Source organism: Campylobacter sp. US53 (genome assembly GCF_004378995.1).
GTDB lineage: Bacteria > Campylobacterota > Campylobacteria > Campylobacterales > Campylobacteraceae > Campylobacter_D > Campylobacter_D jejuni.
This window is the reverse complement of the sequence record NZ_RYYH01000006.1, coordinates 102,104-122,390: the sequence shown is the minus strand read 5'-3', so window position 1 is coordinate 122,390 and position 20,287 is coordinate 102,104. Positions and strand designations below refer to the sequence as shown.

The following is a 20,287-nucleotide window of genomic DNA, read 5'->3' as shown; positions in this document are numbered from 1 at the left end:
ACGGTTTGAACTGATTCTTTAACGGCTTGATTGTCTTGTTCTAAACCTTTTTTAGTAGCAAGGATGTTTTCGTTGATAGCACTTGAGATTTGTCCAAATTCATCATTGCTTTTTACTTCTATAGTAGAAACATTTTTTGTTTTATGGTTGATGAAGTCAAAGAATGAATTTAAACCTGTTTGAATAGTTGTAAGTGGAGAGAGGTATTTTGATACGATGAAATAAAGGAGGATGACGCTAAATACTACTACAATAATGACAACAATGGCTTGAATAAATGCGGCTTTATGAATAGGTTTATTTATAATATCAGCACTTTCACTAATACAAGCTGTATAGGTAAAGACTTTAGTACAAGTTCCAAGTCTTTCTTGGCCATCTAATTCATAAGAAAAAAAGTTATAGTTTCCATGTGTTTTATACGCATTTAAAATAGGAGAATGATCAATGGATGGATTTAATAATTCTTTATTAGTTGCTGCAAATATTTTATTTTCTCTATCAAATAAAAGTGTATTTCCAGGAGTTGCTGCAACTAACTCTTGTAAATTTTCTGATGGTATATCGATACCTAATACCCCTATAATTTTACCATCTTTATAGATAGCTTTAGAATACGTTATTACATATTGTTTTAAATTTGCATCTAAATATGCTGGTGTAACAAAAATATCATTTGTTTTTAAAGCTTCTTGGTACCAATTTTTTGTCTTTATATCTAAATCATCACGCAACTCAGGCATTTTTGCATCATTAGATTTTTGACTAAGTAAAACTTTTCCATTAGTTAAACCTAAATAAACATTTAGTGCATTTGTGCTATGACGATAATATTTTAATATCGGACCAACATTGTTAATAATATTTTCTTCAGTGATTAAGGATTGATAAGGTAAATTTGTGATATCTTTTTCTAAAGCTCTAGTAAAAGATTGATTTGTAGAACGGAAATCTTCGACGGTAGATTGTGTGACCTTAAGCAAGTCGGTTTGGTTTTTAAGGGTAGCTTCATGTAATGAGGTTTTTGTAAAATAAAAACTCACAATACTTAGAACAATTAAAGCAAAAATTGCAATTAAATTTGCAATGAGAGAAAGTTTGATTTTTATACTATTCATTTTTTTCCTTTTTTTGTATTTATTTTTAATTTAAAATTAAATGTAGTATTATTTTATCAAAAAATATAAAATATTGTTTGACTTTTATCTTGAAAATTTAAAAATTTAATTATATTAATTGAAAATTATATGTATTTTTCTAAAAAGTAGCATTAATATAAAATAATAAAATATTTAGTTAAAAATTGAATTGTATGAAATTTATATTTATAAAGGATTAGAATGGCTTATACGATCATAGAGATAGAAAGAAAAACAGGAGTTTCTAGTAGAACACTTAGGTTTTGGCTAGATAAAGGTTTATTTCCCTTTGTGGAAAAAGATAAAAATGGAGTGCGTTATTTTAGTGAAAAAGATTTAGAATGGGTGATTTGGGTGGATTGTTATAGACAAATTGGTATGAGTATTGAAGATCTTAAAAGATATATTTTTTTATGTGCTAAGGGTAAAGATACGGCAAAAGAGAGATTAGAGATTATTTTAAAATTAAAAGAAAAAACACTAAAGGATATGAAAAAATTGGAGAATATTATAAAAAAACTTGATTTTAAAATAGATTATTATGAAAAAATGGTTATGGAAAATAAAGATGAGCTAAATCCTTTAAGTAAAGATTATATTAAACGAAAAAAACGAGTAAAAATTTAAAAATATTTAATTTTATTCTTGACTTACACTAGATGTTAGGTTTTATACTTTTAAAAATTTAAAAATTGAAAGGATAAAATGCTAACTTTAAATAGGGATAAAATACCTAATTCTCAAATTATTTTAGTATTTTGCTTAGGTGTATTTGGAATTTTAAGTACAGAGCTTGGAATGATGGGGATTATTCCTGTAGTATCTGAAAATTTTCATGTGAGTATTTCTGATGCGGGTTGGAGCGTAGGTGTTTTTGCGCTCGTGATAACTTTTTGTGCACCTATAGTCCCTTTGCTTTGTGCAAATTTCAATCTTAAAAAATTAATGCTTATTTGTCTTTTAGTTTTTACATTTTTTTCTTTTGCGAGTGCTTTTGTAAATGAATTTTGGCAATTGCTCATTTTTAGAATTATTCCTGCTTTTTTTCATCCTATTTATATAGCTCTTGTTTTAGTATGGTTGCTAATTTAGTTGAAGATAAACAAGAAGTCCCAAAAGCTACGGCTAAGATTTTTACAGCAGTGAGTGCAGGGATGGTTTTGGATGTGCCTATGACTAGTTATTTTGGTGGAAATTTTAGTTTTGAAGTGGCGATGTTATTTTTTTGTATTTTAAATAGTTTATCTTTTTTAGCAACTTTGTTATTTGTGCCTGATTTTAAAAGGGTAAATCCTGTTAAAATAACTAAGCAACTGCTTATCTTAAGATACCCACTTTTGTGGATTAGCATTCTTTGTGTTATCTGTATAAATACTGGAATTTTGGGATTTTATTCTTATTTTTCTGATTTTTTGTATAGTGCAGCAAAGATGAATTTTACTTTCATTAGTGTTGTATTGGCTATTTATGGTTTTTCAAACATTATAGGTAATTATATAGCAGGAAAAACTCTTGTGAAAATGCACATTTTACTTTGCTTTTATATTGGGAATTTTAGGCGGAATAATGAATAATGGTACACACTTTATAATAAACCATCCTTTTCCAAAAGCTCCTGATTTTAGCAATGGACTTTTTATAAGTGTAGCTAACATAGGGTTGAGTAGTGGAAGTGCTATTTGTGGAGTGGTTATATCTTTGAGTAATACACGCTTTATTGTTGTAAGTACTATTTTTTGTTGATTTTAGGAATTGTAATGATTTTATTAAGAAGGAGGGTAGAAAAAATGAAATTAAGATTTTAATTTTAAAATTTAATAACCTTATATTTTATACTAAAAGGAGATAAAATGAAAACTTTAATTGTTTTTGCTCATACTTTTTGGAAAGATTCAAAAGTAAATCGTACTTTATTAGAAAGCATAAAAGATATAGATAGTTTAAAAATTCACAATCTTAGTACAAGTTATAATGATGGCAAGATTGATGTTGATAAAGAACTTGCTTTGCTAAAGGAAGCAGATAAAATTATCTTTCAATTCCCACTTTTTTGGTTTAGCACCCCAAGTTTGCTTAAAGAGTGGCAAGATAGAGTTTTAAGTGCAATTTTATATAGTAAAAAAGGGCTTTTAAAAGGTAAATTTTTTCAAGTTATTACAACTTTGGGTGGTGCTGAGTAAAGTTATGATGGACATCACGGTGCTACTTTAGAAGATCTTTTAAGACCTATTTATTATGGTTTTGAGTATTTAGGTTGTATAAGTATTAAGCCTTACGCTATTTTTAATGTAAGTGTTGATGGTCTTGATTTAAATATTTATAAAAAAGCACTGACTATAAATTAAAACAAACTCAAAAATAAGTTAAATTTTTAGTTTAAGAGATAAAATTTATAAGAGTGAGTACAAACTCGCTTTTGATGCTTAAGTGTTTTTATATTTTAGAGTATTAATTTTTGTAAGAACAGGAGTTAGAATGCATGATTTTAAGATTACTTTAAATAATGGAATAAAAATACCAGTAATAGGCTATGGTGTATATCAAATTGACAACTTAAAAAAATGTCAAGAGTGTGTTGAAAATGCAATTAATATAGGATATAGATTGATTGATACAGCACAAAGCTATGGTAATGAAGAAGCAGTTGGACAAGGTATAATCAATGCTTTAAAGAATGGAATCAAGAGAGAGGAGATTTTTATAACTACTAAATTATGGCTTAGCGATGCAAATGAAACAAAAGCTTTAAAAGCATTTGATTATTCTCTTAAAAAATTAAAACTTGATTATATAGATTTATATCTTATTCATCAACCCTATTCAGATATATATGGAGCATATAGGGCAATGAGCAAGCTTTATAAAGAAGGTAGAATAAAAGCTATTGGTGTAAGCAATTTTTATCCAGATAGGCTTGTAGATTTTGTTTTTGGAAATGAGATAAAGCCAGCTATAAATCAAGTAGAGTGCAATCCTTTTCATGCGCAATTTCAAGCACAAAAACTTATGCAAGAGCTTAATGTGCAAATGCAATCTTGGGCACCATTTGGAGAAGGCAAGAATAATATTTTTAACAATGAAACAATTGCAAATATTGGTTTAAAATATCAAAAAACAAATGCACAAGTAATTTTAAGATGGTTGATACAAAGAAATATTATTGTTATTCCAAAAACCACTCAAAAAGCAAGAATGTTTGAAAATTTTAATATTTTTGATTTCAGTTTAGATGAGCAAGATATGCTAGAAATATCTAAACTTGACAATAAAGAGAGTTTGTTTTTTAATCATCAAGATCCCAATATTGTTAAACAAATGTATCAATTAAAACGTTAAATTTTTTAAAGTTGGATTGAAATTATATTTTTGATAAAGGAAATAAAAATGAAAAGAAGAAATTTTTTTAAAGTTACAGCAGGTGCAATAGCATTAAGTAGTCTTAGTTTAAAATCTAATTTATCTGCAAATGAAAAAGTTCAAGACTTTGATGATAAAAAATTAAATCCTAGTAAAGAAGCATTGAGGAATATCAGTAAAAATCCTTTCGGTTTGGTTTATGAGAATGCCATAGTTGCAAATCAAAAAGGTCAAGTAAATATTAAGAAGGTAAGCTATGGATTAGACAATAATAAAAGTGTAGCCAATCTTTATTTACCTGCAAATTTTAGTGTAAAATTAAAATATCCAGCTATTGTTGTAGCCCATCCAAATGGTGGGGTAAAAGAGCAAGTTGCAGGGCTTTTTGCACAAAAATTAGCAGAGCTTGGTTATATTACTTTAGCTTTTGATGCTTTTTATCAAGGAGAAAGCCAAGGTTTTCCACGCAATAAAGATGTTCCATCAAGCAGAGTTGAAGATATCTCTAAAGCGATTGATTTTTTAGATACTTTTAAAGGGGTAGATAAGGAAAGAATAGGAATTTTAGGAATTTGCGGAGGAGGTGGCTACACATTAAAAGCAGCGCAAAAAGATAAAAGATTAAAAGCAGTAGCAACTTTAAGTGTTTTTAATACAGGACTTGTTCGTCGTAATGGTTTTTTAAATAGTGAGCTTGATAAGATTCAAGAAAAATTATTAAACGCAAGTAAAGCAAGAGAATTAGAAGCTACAAGTGGTAAAATAAGCTATACAGGTTTTGCTCCTAAAAAATTAAATAAAGAAGAGCTTGATAAAATTCCTACAGATCTTTATCGTGAGGGTATGATTTATTATGGAGATACTCATGCACATCCTAATTCTAGTTTTATTTATACAACAAGTTCTTTAATGGATCTTATGAGTTTTGATGCAACTGATCAAATTGAGCTTATTACTCAGCCTTTGCTTATGCTTGTAGGTGATAAAGCAGATACAGCTTATATGAGTAAAGAAGCGTTTGATAAGGCAATAGGAACTCAAAATAAAGAACTTTTCGTGCTAAAAGATACCACACATATACAAAGTTATTACAAAAAAGATTCTGTAAATGCAACTCTAACAAAATTGCAAAAATTTTATGAGAAATATTTATAATGAATAAAAGAGAGTTTTTAAAATATCTTCTCAAGATAGGAATTTTAGCAAGTGCACCAAGTTTTAGCTTGGCACAGAATAAAAGAATTTTACTTGTTTATTATACAAGGACACTAAATACTCACATTTTAGTTTTATTTATACAAAGCGTTTTAAAATGTGATATTTTAAGGCTTGAGAGTGCAGAAATTTACCCTACAAATTACGATGAAATGGTGACTTTAGCTCAAAAACAAAAGCGAGAGAAAATCTTTGTCAAACTTGCACCTTATTCGCTAAATTTAAGTGCATACACTCATATTTTTATTGCCTCGCCTCTTTGGGGATTGTCTCTAAGTGCTCCTATAAAAAGTTTTTTAAAAAACCATGATTTTGAAAATAAATTCCTAACTCCTATTATTACTAATGCTAGATGGGGTTTTGGAAATTCTATAAATGAGATAAAAAATCTAACTAAAGCGACTATTTTGCAAGGCTTAGAATATGAATTTAAACTTAAAGAAAAAACCACAAGAAACTTAAAACAATATAATGAAAATTTAATATCCCAAAATAATGCTTTTGAAAAGCTAGACAAAGAAAAAATTATAAATTTCTTACAAAGAAAAAATTATGCAACATTCAAAGCTTGATAAAAAAATTATTCACTTAAGCGAAAGGCTTATGTTTAAACTCGTACTTTTTTCGGCAGCGATGATGACTGTTTTAGGCACTATTGTGATAGCTCCTGCATTACCTGCTATGAATGAATACTTTAAAAATGTTTCAAATATAGAGCTTTTAAGTGGTCTTGTGGTTACTATTCCTGCACTTTTTGTGATGATTTTTTCACCTATAGCAGGAAATTTAATAGATAGATTTGGTAAGTTAAAATTTCTTTATCCTGCGATGATTTTATGGATTATATCTGGAGTTAGCGGGTGCTTTTTAGATAGTATTTATGCTTTGTTAATTAGTAGGGCATTTTTTGGTATAGCTACAGCTTTCATTACAACAGCAGCAAGCACCTTACTTGGAGATTATTATAGCATAGGAGATAGACGTGATAAGGCTTTGAGTTTACAAGGCTTTATTTTAGCAATGGGTGGTGCAATGCTTACTATTATTAGTGGATATTTGGCGAGTTTTTCTTGGCGTTATGTGTTTTTGGTTTATGGTAGTGGGATTTTTATTTTTATTTTTTGTCTTTTTTATTTATTTGAGCCACGAAGTGCTAAAAAATATATACAAGAAAAGCCCTTAGAAAAGATAAATTACAAGCCTTTTTTACCTATTTATTTTATGGGATTTTTTATTATGTTAATTTATTATTTAGCTGGTATTAATTTTCCACATTACATAGAAAGTTTAGGACTTAATGCTAAATACATAGGTTTTGCTATGGCTGTGCCAACTATAAGTTATGGAATCTTTTGTTATCTTTATAAGGACATTGTGAAATTTTTAAATATCAAACAAATTTATGTGTTAGGGCTTATTTTGGAGGCTTTTGGATTTTTGCTTGTATTTTTAATAGAAGATTTTACTGTTTGTGTTATTAGCTTATTTATTTTTGGAATGGTTGGTGGGCTAATTGTTACAAATAATAGTGCCTATCTTTTTAAACTTACAAAGTCAAATTCTCGTGCTAGAGCTTATAGTGGCTTGGCAAGTTGTATATTTTTTGGGCAATTTATCTGTCCTATCGTTACAACACCTATGGTAAAAGTTTTTGGGCTAAAAATGGAGTTTTTAATCTGGATTTTGGTACTTTTTGTTGTGAGTATTATTTATAAGAAAATGTATCTAAAAAATACTTGACTTACACTAGATGATAGCTTATATAATTTTGTAAATTTAATTTTATAAAAAGGAAAAACAAATGCAAAAAGGAAAATTAAGAAATTTGGAAGTAAGTGTCTTAGGACTTGGTTGTATGGGAATGAGCTTTGGTTATGGAGAAGCTAAAGATGAAAAAGAGATGATAACACTCATTCATAGGGCAAAGGATCTTGGTATTGATTTTTTTGATACAGCCGAAGTTTATGGTCCTTTTGTTAATGAAGAATTAGTAGGTAAAGCAATAAAACCTTTTAGAAATGAAGTGGTATTAGCAACAAAATTTGGTGTTAGAATTGAGGGTGCTAAGCAAATTGTTGATAGCACGCTTAATAAAATCAGACAAAGTTTAGAAGGTAGTTTGAAGCGTTTGCAAACGGATTGTATTGATCTTTATTATCAACACAGAGTTGATACAAATGTTCCAGTTGAAGAAGTTGCTAACTTAATGAGCGAGTTTTATAAAGAAGGAAAAATTAAAGCTTGGGGTATGAGTGAAGCAGGAGTGCAAAGCATTAAAAAAGCTCATGCAGTATTTCCGCTTAGTGCGGTTCAAAGTGAGTATTCTTTATGGTGGAGAGAACCAGAAAAAGAACTTTTAAAAGTTTTGGAAGAATTAAATATAGGTTTTGTTCCTTTTTCTCCTTTAGGAAAAGGATTTTTAGCAGGTAAATTTAATGCAAATTCTACTTTTGAAAATAATGATTTTAGATCGCAAGTTCCACGTTTTAAAAGCGAGAATTTAAAAGCTAATTTGGATTTAGTTTATGCATTAGAAGATATAGCAAAAGCTAAAAATGCTACTTTAGCACAAATTGCTCTTGCTTGGGTTTTAGCACAAAAAACATTTATTGTGCCTATTTTTGGAACAACAAATTTGCAAAGGTTAGAAGAAAACATTAACGCTGTTAATATTGATTTTACTCAAGAAGAATTAAATCATTTAAAGAGTATCTTGGATAAAATAAAAATCAAAGGGGATCGCTATGCCGGTGAAGCTGCTCTTAGAGTTGGGAAATAGAAAGTTTGGTTTATTTCTTATAATGATTTTATGTAGTTTTGTTAAAGGAGTGTAAATGCAAGAACTTGAAAGTAAAGGAATTCATGGAAGTTTTAAAGGCGATAGTAAATTTTTTAGCAAAAATGTAAAAGTTTCTATGATGTTTAAATCAAATGAGTGGAGAAATTTTAGTGGAGCTTTGGTTGAATTTGAAGCTAGTGCTAGAAGTGCATGGCATACACATCCTCAAGGACAAACCTTAATCGTAACAGAGGGCGAAATCATCACAAAAGTTCCAGGGCAAAAAGCATTTATTGCTAAAAAAGGCGATGTGATAAGCTGTCCTATAGGAGTAAAACATTTTCATGGTGCGACTAATACAAGTAGTGGAGCACACATAGCACTTACAGGCGAGAAAGAGGGTAAAAATGTAGAATGGCTTGAGCTTGTAAGCGATGAAGAATATGAAAATGCCTTAAAAGAAGCAAGAGAGTAAAAGAAATTTGTAAATAAAACACAAAATTTTTATAAAAACTTTTATGTTTTTGAAGTATTTTAAATGCTCTTTTTTCACAAACTTTAAAAATTACAAAGGATAAAACCATGCAATTAAGACAAAAAGCAAGAGAAATTTTTGAAAAACTCTTAGGAGGAGCAAAAAAGGATCAACTTTTTGCAAGTGATAAAGAGCATTTTATCAATCACATAAATTTTACTTTTGGCGAGAGTTTTGTAAAAGCAAATTTGGATACACAAAAATATTTTTTAATCACCCTTGCTTCTACTTTAGCAATAGGTGGAAAAATAGAGTTTAAAGCTTTACTTAAAGGTGCAATCAAGAACGATATAAGTCCTATTGTCATCAAAGAAGTGATTTATCAAGCTACGCCTTATGTGGGTTTTGCTAGAGTATGTGATTTTTTAAGTCTTTGTAATAAAGCATTTAAAAAACTAAATATTGCCTTATCTTTGACTTCACAAGACACCACTACGCAAGAAAATCGCAAAATAAAAGGCAGGGAAATACAAAATGCTATTTTTGGTGAAGCCAATATCACTAAAATGATAGAATCTACCCTAGAAGATAAAGCTTTTATAAATGATTTTTTGAGTGCGAATTGTTTTGGAGACTACTATACACGCATGGGACTTGATCTAAAAACTAGGGAGCTTTTAACCCTTGTATATCTTATCTCACTTGGTGGGCTAGATAATCAAGTAAAAGCTCACATACAAGGCAATCTTAACATGGGACAAAGTAGAAAAGATTTGCTAAATATCATTGCAGCTCTTATTCCTTATATCGGTTATCCAAGGGCTTTAAATGCAATTGCTGTGTTAGATAGCTTGACTTTATAATTTTTTATGTTAAAAATTTATGTTGCATTTTTATTGAATGAAAGGATTAAAAAATGGAATTTAAAACTTTATTAAATATAAAAGAAAAAAGATTACAAGAATGTCAAGAATTGATAAAAAAACTTGAAAAGGAAAGAAGCAATTATGAAATTACAAATTGTAAAAATATAAAAGAAATAAATATAAAATTAGAAAAATTGATAAAAAAAGAAATTTTATTTTTTGAAAATTTAGAATATGAAAAATTTAAAAATAATCCCCAAGAATTTGATGATTTAGAAGATGAAATTTATTTTTATTTTGATTTATATATGATAAATATTTCCAAACCAGAGTTAAAAGAGCTTGAGTTTAATTCTAAAGTTGAATTTAAAAAATATGAGGAACGTTATGAAATAAGAAAAGATAAAAAAGATTTTATTAAACTTTCAAAATCAATTTTGCAAACTTCAAAAGATTTATTTCAAGTTGCAATTTTGGCTGGATTTTCCATAATTATTTTTATACTCATTCTACATTCTTTGCAAACAAAAACCATTCCTTTTTTGGATAGCCAAAAGGCAACTGCTTTGGCGATTACAGGAGTTTTATTTGGAGGAATTTTTAGTTTTTTCTACATGGGAATATTTTCTTTTTCAAGAGAACTATATAAACAATATTTTAAAATACCAAAAAGAATCCCTTTTATAATTTATGTTGCTTCATCCATTATCACTTTTATCACATTACAGAAACCTAATATATTATTATTAATATCTATTGTTATTGTATTTATAGTTGCAAATGGTGCATTATATTTTTTTGGGAGAGAATATAGAATTTCATTAAATAAAATAGAAACTTTTATGCTACAAACCATATTAATATTTATTATGTATGTATCTATGATCATTGTTAGTATTTTTATCATCATCAAATCTCAAGAAGTTAATTGTATTTATCTGGGTATTGGTCATTTAATTATTTTTATATTTTTTAGTCTTCAATTGTGTTTTAAAGACTTTAAAAGTTTTAAATTTTTTGTTTTGATTAACACTATTATCTTATTTTTATCTATTATGTTTTTAAATGAAAATATCACTTCTTATTTGAAAATAGGCAATTTTAAGGTAGAAGAAATGACACTAAGTAAAAATAAAATTGTAAAAAATAAATTATTAGATAATAATATCAGCTTTATTGAAAATGAAGAAGGTTTAAAAGTAAAAGATTTATATATTCTTTCAGATGCAAAAGATGTATATTATATACAAAGCAAAAAAGAAGAAAATAAGAAACTAAAAAAGTCATTTCTAATAGATAAAAAATATGTTTTAGATAAAGATTTTTGATAAAAAAGGAAAGTTAAAGTGCAAAGTATAAGTTAAAATATTTTACTTTAGTATAAATTACACTTATTTTTAAATATATCAGTTTAAAAAAACTTAAAGACTATAAAAATGCGAAATAAAAGTAGTTTTTATTAAAGAAGAATAAAATATCTTTACAATTTTCTTAAAATTTTGCAATATTTTTTTACATTTTTTCGATAAGAAAAAAGCTTAAAGTCATTCTTTTTTGCTACAAATTTGGTGTTTCTGTGAAATAAATTTTCAAGCTTTTTTCTTGTTTTTTCAATTTGTTCAAGTGAAGTAGTATTAAAAGAATTTAAGATAATTTTTATTTCTTTTTGCTTTAAAAAATTTAGAATATCAGTATTTTGTTTACCTAGCCAAATTTCAAAACCAAATTTAAGTCCGACTTTAAAACTAAGCATATCAAAAAGTGTTTCACGCATAGAATTTAACAAATAATTTGACATTATAAATTGTTTTCTTAAAAGAGCTTTTTCTAATTTTGTAAAAGTAAAATAAAACTCATTGCATATTTCATCAAAATCTTTTTCTGTTGGTTTCTTAATGCAAAAAACATTCTCATTTTGAGTTTTCTTAAATCTTTGATCTTTATCTATAAGCGCTTTGCTTAAAGGTTCAAATTTATAATAATGTTTCAATGATTTTAAGGGGATAAATTTAAAGTCTATTCTCACTCCATTTTTAAAAATTACCAAAAAACTCACCCAATTTTTAGGCAAATCAGCTTTATAGAATTCAAAGCTTTCAGGCGCTTGATAAAATAAAATTTTTCCAAAATTTTTAATAAATTTAGGTAATTTTGCTTTTTTGATATCTTTGCTTTTGTTTAGGTTTAATAATTTTCTCAAATTTTTAGATTTTAGAAAAAATGAAATATCATAATCTTGATATTTATCCTTTTTAGCTTTCTTATTTACTCTTGAACCTTCAAGTGTTATAAGACGAATTTGTTTATAAATAAAAGCAATATTTTTAATTTTTTCTAAAATTCTTTTTTCGCTTTGCATCTAAAAATTCCTTTTTAAAAAATCTTAAAAGTTTTATATTTATATAATAATGATTTTTATCCATTTTGATATACTTTAAAAATATTAAATTTTCATAAATTTTAAGATATTTTAATATTTTATTAAAATTCTATCCTTGTTTAAGGATAATAAAATAAAAGCTCTAAGAAATCTTCGCTATAAAAATTTGTTTTATTTTATATATTTCATTCATTTAAAATTGCTCCTTTATCACACATTTTCTCTATATTTAGAAGTAGCTTTGGCGGTATAAATTCTTTTATATTTTAAAATTTCTAAAGATTTTTAACATTATAAAAAAATACGTTAAAAAATCAAAAAATTTTAACACATCAAGTATTTATTCTAATTTTTAAAAAATTATTTTCACTCTTGACTTATAGCTACTCTAATGTTTTATAATTATAAAAAATCAAAAAAGGAGCAAAAATGCAATACAAAATTTTAGAAAACAATCGCATCGCAAGTAAAGGCTATGCAATGCTTAGTAAAGATGCGAAATTTACACCCTTTGAATTTAGCCGCCACGCCATTGGCGATAATGATATTTTGATTAAAATCCTATATGCAGGCATTTGTCATAGCGATATTCACACCGCAAGAAGCGAGTGGGGAAAAGCTACTTATCCTTGCGTGCCTGGGCATGAGATAGCAGGAGAAGTTATCGCTGTGGGTAAAAATGTGAGTAAATTTAAAGTAGGAGATTACGCAGGGGTTGGTTGTATGGTAAATTCATGTGGTGAGTGCGATGCTTGCAAACGCTCACAAGAGCAGTTTTGCGAAAATGGCAAAACCATCTTTACTTACAATAGTTGCGATGTATTTCACGGCAATGAAAACACTTATGGAGGCTACTCAAACAACATAGTTGTAAGTGAAAAATTTGCCATTTGTGTACCAAAAAATGCACCGATGCATAAGGTTGCGCCTTTGCTTTGTGCGGGCATTACTACTTACTCTCCTTTAAAATTTTCTAAGATAAAAGAAGGCTCAAGCGTTGCTATAGCAGGCTTTGGCGGACTTGGTATGATGGCTGTAAAATACGCTGTTAAAATGGGTGCAAAGGTTAGCGTTTTTGCTAGAAATGAAAACAAAAAAGCCGACGCTTTGGCTATGGGTGTAAGCTCATTTTACACAAGCGCTGATAAAAACGCCGTAAAAGAACGTTTTGATTTAATCATCTCAACCATTCCAACGCCTTATAATCCTGCAATTTATTTGGATTTACTTAAATTTGGTGGCGAAATGGCTATAGTTGGCTTACCACCTGTGGAAGATAAGGTAAATATAGGCATAAACGAGCTTGTACATAAGGCAGGTAAAAAGGTTTATGGCTCGCTAATTGGCGGTATTGCTGAAACTCAAGAAATGCTTGATTTTTCTTTAAAACACGAAATTTATCCAGAAACCGAGCTTATCACACCGCAAGAAATCGATAAAGCTTATGAAAATCTAACCTCAGGAAAGGCTAAATTTCGCTATGTCATTGATATGACAAAAGAATAATTTAATACTTATTAAAAACCACATCGCTAATGTCAAATCCCCTTTGCCTAGCGATGTTTAAAAGCTCTTTTATACTTTTTTCATCAATTATATTTCTTGCTAAGATCCAAAGATATTTTTTATCAGGACTACCCACAATGGCAACTTTATACTCGCTATCAACAAAAATGATTTCATAATTTACCTTATTAAACAGGTTCATAAAGATGTTAAATCTCACTGCTAATTGCCTATTTGAAACGATTTTTGCCTTGCCTTTTATACTTGAAATTTCATTTTCTTTACTGCAAAAATTCTCAATTTCTACATAAGGAACGCCATTTTTGTATTTAAGCTCGTATTTTGCCTTTGAATTTAGGCAAGATTTTTGAAAAAAGGCTGGTTTTCTAGCCATTTCAAGCCATTCTCCCATATAATTTTGCAAAGAAAGTTCGCCAATTAATTCAAGCATTTTTTTCCTTTTTGTCTTTCTCGCCCCATTTGCACATAGCTTGTAAAATAGGAATTAAACTTTGTCCGCGTTTGGATAAGCTATATTCTACCTTGGGTGGAATTTGAGCGTATTCTTTTCTGATGATTAAACCATCGTTTTCTAGTTCTCTTAAGGTATTGGTTAAAGTTTTAAAAGATATGGAGCTTAAAAAGCGTTTGAGTTCATTATAACGCACGATTTCATAGCGAAATAAGCAGTATAAAATACTCATTTTATATTTTCCATTAATTAATGCTAGAGTATAGTTAAATCCGCATTCTTCGAAATTGCACTGAGAATTCTCTTTAGTCATTTAACATTCCTTTAGTATAGTATCTTACTTTATTTTCTGTATTGAAAATGATATTATGCTAAGTTATAATTGTATCATAAAATTTAAAAAAGGATAAAAATGAAAAATATACTTTTACTTAATGGCGGAAAGAATTTCGGTCATTCTAAGGGTGAGCTTAATCTTACTTTGCATAATCTTGCTGTTGAAACCCTTAAAGAATTAAATTATAATATAAATGAAACTCATATTGATCGTGGGTATGATGTAGAAAATGAAATTCAAAAGATTTTAAATTCTGATGTAGTGATTTATCAAATGCCTGGCTGGTGGATGGGCGAGCCTTGGATAGTTAAAAAATATATGGATGAAGTATTTACTGCAGGGCATACAAGATTATACGCAAGCGATGGAAGAAGTCATACAAATCCTACTAAAAATTATGGTAAAGGCGGGCTTTTACAGGGAAAAAAATATATGTTTTCTCTCACTTGGAATGCTCCATCTGAAGCTTTTAGTGAAAAAGATGAATTTTTTGAAGGTGTTGGGGTTGATGGTGTTTATTTGCATTTACACAAAGCAAATCAGTTTTTAGGAATGAGTGCTTTACCAACTTTTATTTGCCACGATGTGATTAAAAATCCTCAAGTGGAAAAATATCTAAACGAGTATGAACTACACTTGAAAAAAATTTTTTAAAAAAATTTGACTTAAAAATTTCAAGGTGTAACATTGACTCGAACAAAGTATTTGTATATCTTGCTTGTTTTAGCTATGTTTTTATGGGGCTCATCTTGGCCTACTTCTAAGATTTTATCAGCTTATGCTGATACTTCTGTGATTACTTTTTGGCGTTTTTTCTTTGTTTTGCTAGGCTCTTTGATGGTATTAGGCTTTTTAAGAATTCCTTTAAGGCTTGAAAAATCTATTTTAAAATGGGTGCTGATAGCAGGAATTTTAAATGGGCTTTATACTTTTGTATTTTTTATTGCCATTAAGCATGGTTTAGCTGGAAAAGGCGGTGTTTTGGTTACAACTATGATTCCTATTTTTTCTTATTTGATATTTATGATAGCAATATTATTTCAAAAAGATAAAAAATCAACTCACAAGATCACAAAGAGTGAAATTCTAGGCTTATTTTTAGGTTTATTATCTGGATTTTGTTTGTTAAATTTAGGGAGTTTAGAAGATTTATTTGGCAAATTTAATATTTTATTTTTAACTTGTTCTTTTATTTGGGCTTTGATAGCAGTGTTTAATCATAAAGCCAAAGGAGCTCACCCTTTGGCGATTAACTTTTATATTAATCTCATTTCTGTTTTAATGTTTTCTTGGGTATTGTTTGATGTAAAAAGTTATGAAATTTTTCATTTTGAATTTAAATTTTGGATCAGTATGTTTGTCGTGGCTTTTTTATCAACTATTATAGGTACTAGTATTTATTATTATGGGATTCACATTTTAGGGAGTGTTAAGGCAAATTCTTTTGTTTTAATCACTCCTGCTAGTGCTTTAATTTGTAGTTATTTTATACTAGATGAGGTGCCAAATGCACTTACCTTGTTAGGTTGTGCCTTGGCTATAGGTGCTATATATTTTATCAATATTTATGGTAAAAAAGCTTAAATCAAATTTTCAAAATCAAGATTGATTTTTTGATCCATGGCTTTAAAATTTATTTCTCTTTGTTTATAAAGCTCTAAAGCTTCTTGCATACTAATGCTTTGAAATTTAAAGTTAGAACCTAACTTAGCTTGTGCGAGTAAGCTTAGATCATTTTCTATAACCGTGGCTATTTTTGTATAACCTCCTGTGCTTTGTCTTCCTGCCATTAAAATGATAGGAATACCACTTTTTGGCACTTGTATGCTTCCAAAAACCGCAGGATCTGAGATGATATCTGCTGAGTTTTTATGCTCTATACTTTCACTAGATTCTGCGTAAATTGCCATTCTATCGCTTTTTGAACCTACTTTATAAGTAGTATTTAAAAAAGTATCTATGCCTTTTTGAGTAAAAGCATCTTCATTTGTTCCTAAAATAACGCGTATAATAGGCTCTTTAGGACTTTTAAAAAGAGGATTTTCACATTCTCTAGCTTCTAAATTAAAAGGTATAAAAGTATTATGAGTATTTAGAATATCATCTTTTTGCAAAGCTCTTCCTTCAAAAATTCCAACCCCTATTTTAGCATCGCTGGATTTAGAGTTTAAAAAACTTTTTACTTCAAAGCCACCCGCTACGCATAAATACCCACGAAAACCTATTTTTGCTAAACCAAGTTCTAAAATATCGCCTTTATTTGCTTTATATACTTTATAAGTTTTGATTTTTTGATTATTAAGCTTTGCTTCAAATTCAGCCCCACTTAAAACAAAATAATTCTCATCTAAAAATTTATATTTTCCACCTTTTAAACAAAGCTCAACTCCTGCTTCATCTTGTTTGTTTCCAAGTAAGATATTTGCCATTCTTAAAGCATCTTCATCCATAGCTCCACTTCTTGCTATGCCAAATTTAGCAAATTTTTTTCTACCAAAGTCTTGCAAACTTGAATTTATAGACGCTTCAATGATTTTTATACTCATAAATTTCCTTTTGATAGACTTTTTTAGCAACTTGCTCTTGGATATCGAAAAATTCATCTTTTGAAATGGCTTTAAATTTTAAAAACATACCCGCTTTTAAAAGAGTGGGATTTTTTTCATCTTCTTTATCAAAAAATTCCAAAGGTGTTCTAGCAATGATTTGCCAACCCCCTGGGCTTGATATAGGATAAACTCCTGTTTGCTTATCAGCTATGCCTACACTTCCAGCTTCTATTTTTGCTCTAGGGCTTGAAAGGCGTGGGGTAAAAAGTCTTTCGTCCAAACCTCCAAGATAAGGAAAACCTGCCATAAAACCTAGCATAAAAACAAGATAATAAGGCTTAGTGTGAAGAGATATAAGCTCTTCTTTTGAAATTTGATTGTGTTTGCACACAAATTCTAAATCCAGTCCAAATTCTTCATCATAACAAAGTGGAACTTCTATACAAAGACTTGAGTTTTGCTCCGTAAGTTTAATATCCTTTTTAATTTTTTCTAAAAAATCAAGCAAAGAATTTAAAGAAAGTATACAAGGATTAAAATATATAAGCAAGCTTGCATAAGCACTTACTAACTCATCAATCCCATAAATTTCACCTTCTTTTAGGGCTTTTTGTATCCTTTGTTCTGTACTTAAAACACAGGCATTGATTTGAGGTGAAATTTCTTGCTCGAAACGTAAAAGCAAAGCCTTGCTTCCGCTAAAATGCACACTAAACATTGCTAAAACCTATATAAAATTTTCCAAAGCACAAATTTGAATTTGCTCTTTTTCTAAATTTTCTTTGATTTTTTTAACAAATTCTAAAGCTTTTGCATTATCCCCATGAACACAAATACTATCCGCTTTTAAATCAATTTCTTTGCCATTTATGCTTGTAACTTTGCTTTCTTTTATCATTTTTATCACGCGTTTGATGGCTAAATTTTCATCGTGTATTAACGCTCCTTCTAATTTTCTTGAAACTAAAGTGCCATCATCATTATAAGCACGATCTGCAAAAACTTCATTAGCATATCTTAAACCTTTTTTCTTAGCCGCTTCATTCATAGCAGAATTACTAAGCCCTAGAAAAATAATATTTTCATCAAAACTCGCCACTGCCTCACAAAGTGCTAAGGCTAAATTTTCATCAAGAGCAGCCATATTATAAAGTGCACCATGGGCTTTAAAATGCTGTATTTTCATACCTTTTGCCTTAGCAAAGCCAAATAAAGCTCCTAGTTGATACAAGGCATAGTTTTTAGCCTCTTCAAAGCTTATTTGCATATTGCGTCTTCCAAAACCCAAAAGATCAGGATAAGATGGGTGTGCTCCTATGCAAACACCATTTTGCTTGGCTAAATTTAAGGTTTTATCCATCACACAAGGATCACCCGCATGAAAGCCACAAGCGACATTTACTGAGCTTACAAATTTTAAAATTTCTTCATCCATCCCCATTTTATAGGTGCCAAAACTTTCCCCTAAATCACTATTTAAATCCACTTTGAACATTATTTGACCTTGTATATTTAATTATTGATTTTATTATATCTAAAGAAGAATTTTAAATAAGCTAAAAGTTTTGAAAAATAAATAAAAAAGTTACAATAAGTAAAAAATGATATTTTAAGCAGGTTAAAACCTGCTTAATTTTTAGTCTTTTCTTGTTTTTGCATCAATTACAAATAAAGGTTTATCAAGAAGTTTAAAATCAGCAATGAAATTTAAAGTCTTATCACTTGTTACCCATTTGATAAATTTGCTAGCTTCTGTATAATTTACATTTTTACAATGCTTAGGATTTGTTGCTATAACAGAATAGAAATTTTTAAGACTATCATCGCCTTCATTTACGATTACTAAGTTTGGTTTGCCTTTTTCATTGGCTTCATATTTGATATAGGTACCACGATCAGTTAAAATCACACCTTTTTTTTCTTCAGCGATTTTAATGCTTGCTAGCATACCTTGTCCGCTTTGTTGATACCAGCTTTGTTTTTCAGGAACACCGCCAAGATTTTTCCAAAGGCTTTTTTCTTTATTATCAGTGCCTGATTTATCGCCTCTTGAGATGAAAGTAAGCTTTTCATTTTTGATAAGTTCTAAGCTTTCTTTTAAATTTTTACCTTTAAATTTAGAAGCTAAAGATTTATCTGCGATGATGATAAAATCATTATACATCACAGGAGTTCTATCTACGCCAAAGCCTTTTTTCATAAATTCTTTTTCAGCCTTTGGAGAATGCACAAAAAGCACATCAGCGTTGCAATCTTCACCCATTTTTAAAGCTGCACCTGTTCCTACCGCAACCCATTTTAAGGTATTGCCACTTTCTTTTTCATAAAGGGGTTTTAGAGCATCTAAAAGTCCTGTATTGTCAGTGCTTGTTGTGGTTGCCATTTTAAGTTCTGCTGCACTTGCACTTAAAGCTAAAGCAAGGGCTAAAGAAATGATTTTTTTCATTTTTTCTCCTTATAAATTTACATAAAAAAATATTTTAGCATAATTATGCTAAAATTACTTATTTTAAAAAGGATATTTTTGGATTATATTTTTGATGGTTTTAAGCAAGCTTTATTTTTACTTTTCAATGCTGATGAAAGTGTAATTTCGGCTATAAAAACTACACTTTTAAGCTCAAGTATTTCTATAATTTCGGCTTTGCTTATAGGTTTTCCTTTGGGATTTATCTTAGGCTTTTTTGATTTTAAATTCAAACGCTTTATAAAACTTATCATAGATACTAGCCTCTCTTTTCCAACAGTTGCAGTAGGACTTATACTTTATGCACTGATTTCAAGTCGAGGACCTTTGGGGGAATTTGGACTACTTTTTACTATAAAGGCTTTAATTTTAGGGCAGTTTGTCTTAGCGCTTCCTATAGTGATCGCACTTTTTTCAAATTTGATAGAAAACATGAATAAAAAACATTTTTTACTTATAAAATCTTTTCACCTAAGTCCTTTAAAACTTGTTTTAATGATGATTTATGAATTACGCTTTGCTTTGATTAGCGTCGTTGCACTAGCTTATGGACGCATTGTAGCAGAAGTAGGAGTAGCGATGATAGTAGGTGGAAATATCAAATACGACACTAGAACCATAACCACGGCTATTTCTCTTGAAACCAACAAAGGCGAATTTGCTAGCGGTATAGCTTTGGCTTTGGTTTTAATTCTCATTGCTTTTTGTTTAAATTTCATCACACATAAACTCAAAAGAACATAAA

At 29.0% G+C, this 20,287-nt stretch carries 22 protein-coding genes and 2 pseudogenes; 16 read left to right on the top strand and 8 right to left on the bottom strand.

Translation table 11 applies throughout. The features are described from left to right. Positions 1-1,118 (bottom strand): cache domain-containing protein (locus ELQ05_RS06045; protein ID WP_208336087.1); only part of this gene is annotated, 1,118 nt, incomplete at its 3' end. Positions 1,119-1,340: 222 nt separating this feature from the next. Between ELQ05_RS06045 and ELQ05_RS06040 the strand changes: the two genes are divergently transcribed. The 12 genes and pseudogenes from ELQ05_RS06040 (at position 1,341) to ELQ05_RS05990 (ending at position 11,159) form a co-directional block, all read left to right on the top strand. Continuing rightward, positions 1,341-1,766: a MerR family transcriptional regulator gene (locus ELQ05_RS06040; protein WP_134224857.1), complete on the top strand. Its 426-nt coding sequence runs from the start codon at positions 1,341-1,343 to the stop codon at positions 1,764-1,766. A 78-nt stretch (positions 1,767-1,844) separates the two neighbouring features. Then, a pseudogene (locus ELQ05_RS06035) lies at positions 1,845-2,659 on the top strand (MFS transporter); the annotation flags it as partial. Positions 2,660-2,705: 46 nt separating this feature from the next. Then, a complete protein-coding gene (locus ELQ05_RS08535) occupies positions 2,706-2,882 on the top strand; it encodes a hypothetical protein (RefSeq protein WP_240692750.1) in 177 nt (58 codons plus the stop codon). Between the two features lie 107 nt (positions 2,883-2,989). Beyond that, positions 2,990-3,319 carry an NAD(P)H-dependent oxidoreductase gene (locus ELQ05_RS06030; protein WP_240692751.1) on the top strand — a complete coding sequence of 110 codons (330 nt, stop codon included), beginning with the start codon at positions 2,990-2,992 and terminating at the stop codon, positions 3,317-3,319. Positions 3,320-3,614: 295 nt separating this feature from the next. Further along, complete coding sequence (locus tag ELQ05_RS06025) at positions 3,615-4,475, top strand: aldo/keto reductase (protein WP_126265552.1); 861 nt, start codon at positions 3,615-3,617, stop codon at positions 4,473-4,475. A 48-nt stretch (positions 4,476-4,523) separates the two neighbouring features. Continuing rightward, complete coding sequence (locus ELQ05_RS06020; protein WP_134224856.1) at positions 4,524-5,651, top strand: alpha/beta hydrolase; 1,128 nt, start codon at positions 4,524-4,526, stop codon at positions 5,649-5,651. Next, complete coding sequence (locus ELQ05_RS06015) at positions 5,651-6,283, top strand: hypothetical protein (RefSeq protein WP_134224855.1); 633 nt, start codon at positions 5,651-5,653, stop codon at positions 6,281-6,283. The genes ELQ05_RS06020 and ELQ05_RS06015 overlap by 1 nt, the downstream gene beginning before the upstream one ends. After that, positions 6,264-7,451: an MFS transporter gene (locus ELQ05_RS06010; RefSeq protein ID WP_134224854.1), complete on the top strand. Its 1,188-nt coding sequence runs from the start codon at positions 6,264-6,266 to the stop codon at positions 7,449-7,451. The genes ELQ05_RS06015 and ELQ05_RS06010 overlap by 20 nt, the downstream gene beginning before the upstream one ends. A gap of 61 nt (positions 7,452-7,512) precedes the next feature. Next, positions 7,513-8,490 (top strand): aldo/keto reductase, encoded by a 978-nt coding sequence (locus ELQ05_RS06005; protein ID WP_134240016.1) that lies wholly within the window; start codon positions 7,513-7,515, stop codon positions 8,488-8,490. A gap of 55 nt (positions 8,491-8,545) precedes the next feature. Continuing rightward, complete coding sequence (locus tag ELQ05_RS06000; RefSeq protein ID WP_070247970.1) at positions 8,546-8,965, top strand: cupin domain-containing protein; 420 nt, start codon at positions 8,546-8,548, stop codon at positions 8,963-8,965. 107 nt (positions 8,966-9,072) lie between these two features. After that, positions 9,073-9,828, top strand: a complete 756-nt coding sequence (locus ELQ05_RS05995) for a carboxymuconolactone decarboxylase family protein (protein ID WP_134240015.1) — start codon at positions 9,073-9,075, stop codon at positions 9,826-9,828. Between the two features lie 311 nt (positions 9,829-10,139). Next, positions 10,140-11,159, top strand: a complete 1,020-nt coding sequence (locus ELQ05_RS05990; RefSeq protein WP_243832736.1) for a hypothetical protein — start codon at positions 10,140-10,142, stop codon at positions 11,157-11,159. Positions 11,160-11,311: 152 nt separating this feature from the next. Here ELQ05_RS05990 and ELQ05_RS05985 read toward each other — a convergent pair whose 3' ends face one another. Further along, the gene (locus ELQ05_RS05985; protein WP_134240014.1) at positions 11,312-12,190 is read right to left on the bottom strand and encodes an aminoglycoside 6-adenylyltransferase; all 879 of its coding nucleotides are present in this window, start codon (positions 12,188-12,190) and stop codon (positions 11,312-11,314) included. A gap of 450 nt (positions 12,191-12,640) precedes the next feature. Here ELQ05_RS05985 and ELQ05_RS05980 point away from each other — a divergent pair, with 450 nt between their 5' ends. Beyond that, positions 12,641-13,717, top strand: coding sequence for an NAD(P)-dependent alcohol dehydrogenase (locus ELQ05_RS05980; RefSeq protein WP_088303958.1), 1,077 nt, complete (start codon positions 12,641-12,643; stop codon positions 13,715-13,717). Position 13,718: 1 nt separating this feature from the next. On the opposite strand, the gene ELQ05_RS05975 is transcribed toward ELQ05_RS05980, so the two are convergent. Further along, on the bottom strand, positions 13,719-14,168 hold the full coding sequence (locus tag ELQ05_RS05975; protein WP_070316787.1) for a lipocalin family protein: 450 nt from the start codon (positions 14,166-14,168) through the stop codon (positions 13,719-13,721). Then, a pseudogene (gene rrpA / locus ELQ05_RS05970) lies at positions 14,156-14,502 on the bottom strand (MarR family transcription factor RrpA). The gene ELQ05_RS05975 and the pseudogene rrpA overlap by 13 nt, the downstream one beginning before the upstream one ends. A 99-nt stretch (positions 14,503-14,601) precedes the next feature. On the opposite strand from rrpA, the gene ELQ05_RS05965 reads away from it, so the two are divergent. Continuing rightward, positions 14,602-15,180: an NAD(P)H-dependent oxidoreductase gene (locus ELQ05_RS05965; protein WP_070316788.1), complete on the top strand. Its 579-nt coding sequence runs from the start codon at positions 14,602-14,604 to the stop codon at positions 15,178-15,180. Between the two features lie 33 nt (positions 15,181-15,213). Next, positions 15,214-16,110: a DMT family transporter gene (locus ELQ05_RS05960; protein ID WP_002921812.1), complete on the top strand. Its 897-nt coding sequence runs from the start codon at positions 15,214-15,216 to the stop codon at positions 16,108-16,110. Here ELQ05_RS05960 and ELQ05_RS05955 read toward each other — a convergent pair. From ELQ05_RS05955 to tupA, 4 genes are all read right to left on the bottom strand, one after another. Beyond that, positions 16,107-17,072, bottom strand: a complete 966-nt coding sequence (locus tag ELQ05_RS05955) for a biotin-dependent carboxyltransferase family protein (RefSeq protein WP_134240013.1) — start codon at positions 17,070-17,072, stop codon at positions 16,107-16,109. The two genes, ELQ05_RS05960 and ELQ05_RS05955, sit on opposite strands and share 4 nt — an antisense overlap. After that, positions 17,053-17,793, bottom strand: a complete 741-nt coding sequence (gene pxpB, locus ELQ05_RS05950; RefSeq protein ID WP_070316790.1) for a 5-oxoprolinase subunit PxpB — start codon at positions 17,791-17,793, stop codon at positions 17,053-17,055. Before pxpB ends, ELQ05_RS05955 begins: the two co-directional genes overlap by 20 nt. 9 nt (positions 17,794-17,802) lie before the next feature. After that, on the bottom strand, positions 17,803-18,570 hold the full coding sequence (locus ELQ05_RS05945; protein ID WP_096702785.1) for a LamB/YcsF family protein: 768 nt from the start codon (positions 18,568-18,570) through the stop codon (positions 17,803-17,805). Between the two features lie 141 nt (positions 18,571-18,711). Next, the gene (gene tupA / locus ELQ05_RS05940; RefSeq protein WP_002882425.1) at positions 18,712-19,521 is read right to left on the bottom strand and encodes a tungstate ABC transporter substrate-binding protein TupA; all 810 of its coding nucleotides are present in this window, start codon (positions 19,519-19,521) and stop codon (positions 18,712-18,714) included. Between the two features lie 78 nt (positions 19,522-19,599). On the opposite strand from tupA, the gene tupB reads away from it, so the two are divergent. Next, a complete protein-coding gene (gene tupB, locus ELQ05_RS05935) occupies positions 19,600-20,286 on the top strand; it encodes a tungstate ABC transporter permease TupB (RefSeq protein ID WP_180381613.1) in 687 nt (228 codons plus the stop codon). The last annotated feature ends 1 nt before the right edge of the window (position 20,287 follow it).

Coding starts and splice junctions, on each gene's coding strand:
- ELQ05_RS06000 (WP_070247970.1), top strand. CDS start 8,546: ATGCAAGAACTTGAAAGTAAAGGAATTCATGGAAGTTTTAAAGGCGAT.
- pxpB (WP_070316790.1), bottom strand. CDS start 17,793: ATGTTTAGTGTGCATTTTAGCGGAAGCAAGGCTTTGCTTTTACGTTTC.
- ELQ05_RS06020 (WP_134224856.1), top strand. CDS start 4,524: ATGAAAAGAAGAAATTTTTTTAAAGTTACAGCAGGTGCAATAGCATTA.
- tupA (WP_002882425.1), bottom strand. CDS start 19,521: ATGAAAAAAATCATTTCTTTAGCCCTTGCTTTAGCTTTAAGTGCAAGT.
- ELQ05_RS06025 (WP_126265552.1), top strand. CDS start 3,615: ATGCATGATTTTAAGATTACTTTAAATAATGGAATAAAAATACCAGTA.
- ELQ05_RS06015 (WP_134224855.1), top strand. CDS start 5,651: ATGAATAAAAGAGAGTTTTTAAAATATCTTCTCAAGATAGGAATTTTA.
- ELQ05_RS05990 (WP_243832736.1), top strand. CDS start 10,140: ATGATAAATATTTCCAAACCAGAGTTAAAAGAGCTTGAGTTTAATTCT.
- ELQ05_RS06010 (WP_134224854.1), top strand. CDS start 6,264: ATGCAACATTCAAAGCTTGATAAAAAAATTATTCACTTAAGCGAAAGG.
- ELQ05_RS06030 (WP_240692751.1), top strand. CDS start 2,990: ATGAAAACTTTAATTGTTTTTGCTCATACTTTTTGGAAAGATTCAAAA.
- ELQ05_RS05985 (WP_134240014.1), bottom strand. CDS start 12,190: ATGCAAAGCGAAAAAAGAATTTTAGAAAAAATTAAAAATATTGCTTTT.
- ELQ05_RS05965 (WP_070316788.1), top strand. CDS start 14,602: ATGAAAAATATACTTTTACTTAATGGCGGAAAGAATTTCGGTCATTCT.
- ELQ05_RS05980 (WP_088303958.1), top strand. CDS start 12,641: ATGCAATACAAAATTTTAGAAAACAATCGCATCGCAAGTAAAGGCTAT.
- ELQ05_RS08535 (WP_240692750.1), top strand. CDS start 2,706: ATGAATAATGGTACACACTTTATAATAAACCATCCTTTTCCAAAAGCT.
- ELQ05_RS05945 (WP_096702785.1), bottom strand. CDS start 18,570: ATGTTCAAAGTGGATTTAAATAGTGATTTAGGGGAAAGTTTTGGCACC.
- ELQ05_RS06040 (WP_134224857.1), top strand. CDS start 1,341: ATGGCTTATACGATCATAGAGATAGAAAGAAAAACAGGAGTTTCTAGT.
- ELQ05_RS05995 (WP_134240015.1), top strand. CDS start 9,073: ATGCAATTAAGACAAAAAGCAAGAGAAATTTTTGAAAAACTCTTAGGA.
- ELQ05_RS06005 (WP_134240016.1), top strand. CDS start 7,513: ATGCAAAAAGGAAAATTAAGAAATTTGGAAGTAAGTGTCTTAGGACTT.
- ELQ05_RS05975 (WP_070316787.1), bottom strand. CDS start 14,168: ATGCTTGAATTAATTGGCGAACTTTCTTTGCAAAATTATATGGGAGAA.
- ELQ05_RS05955 (WP_134240013.1), bottom strand. CDS start 17,072: ATGAGTATAAAAATCATTGAAGCGTCTATAAATTCAAGTTTGCAAGAC.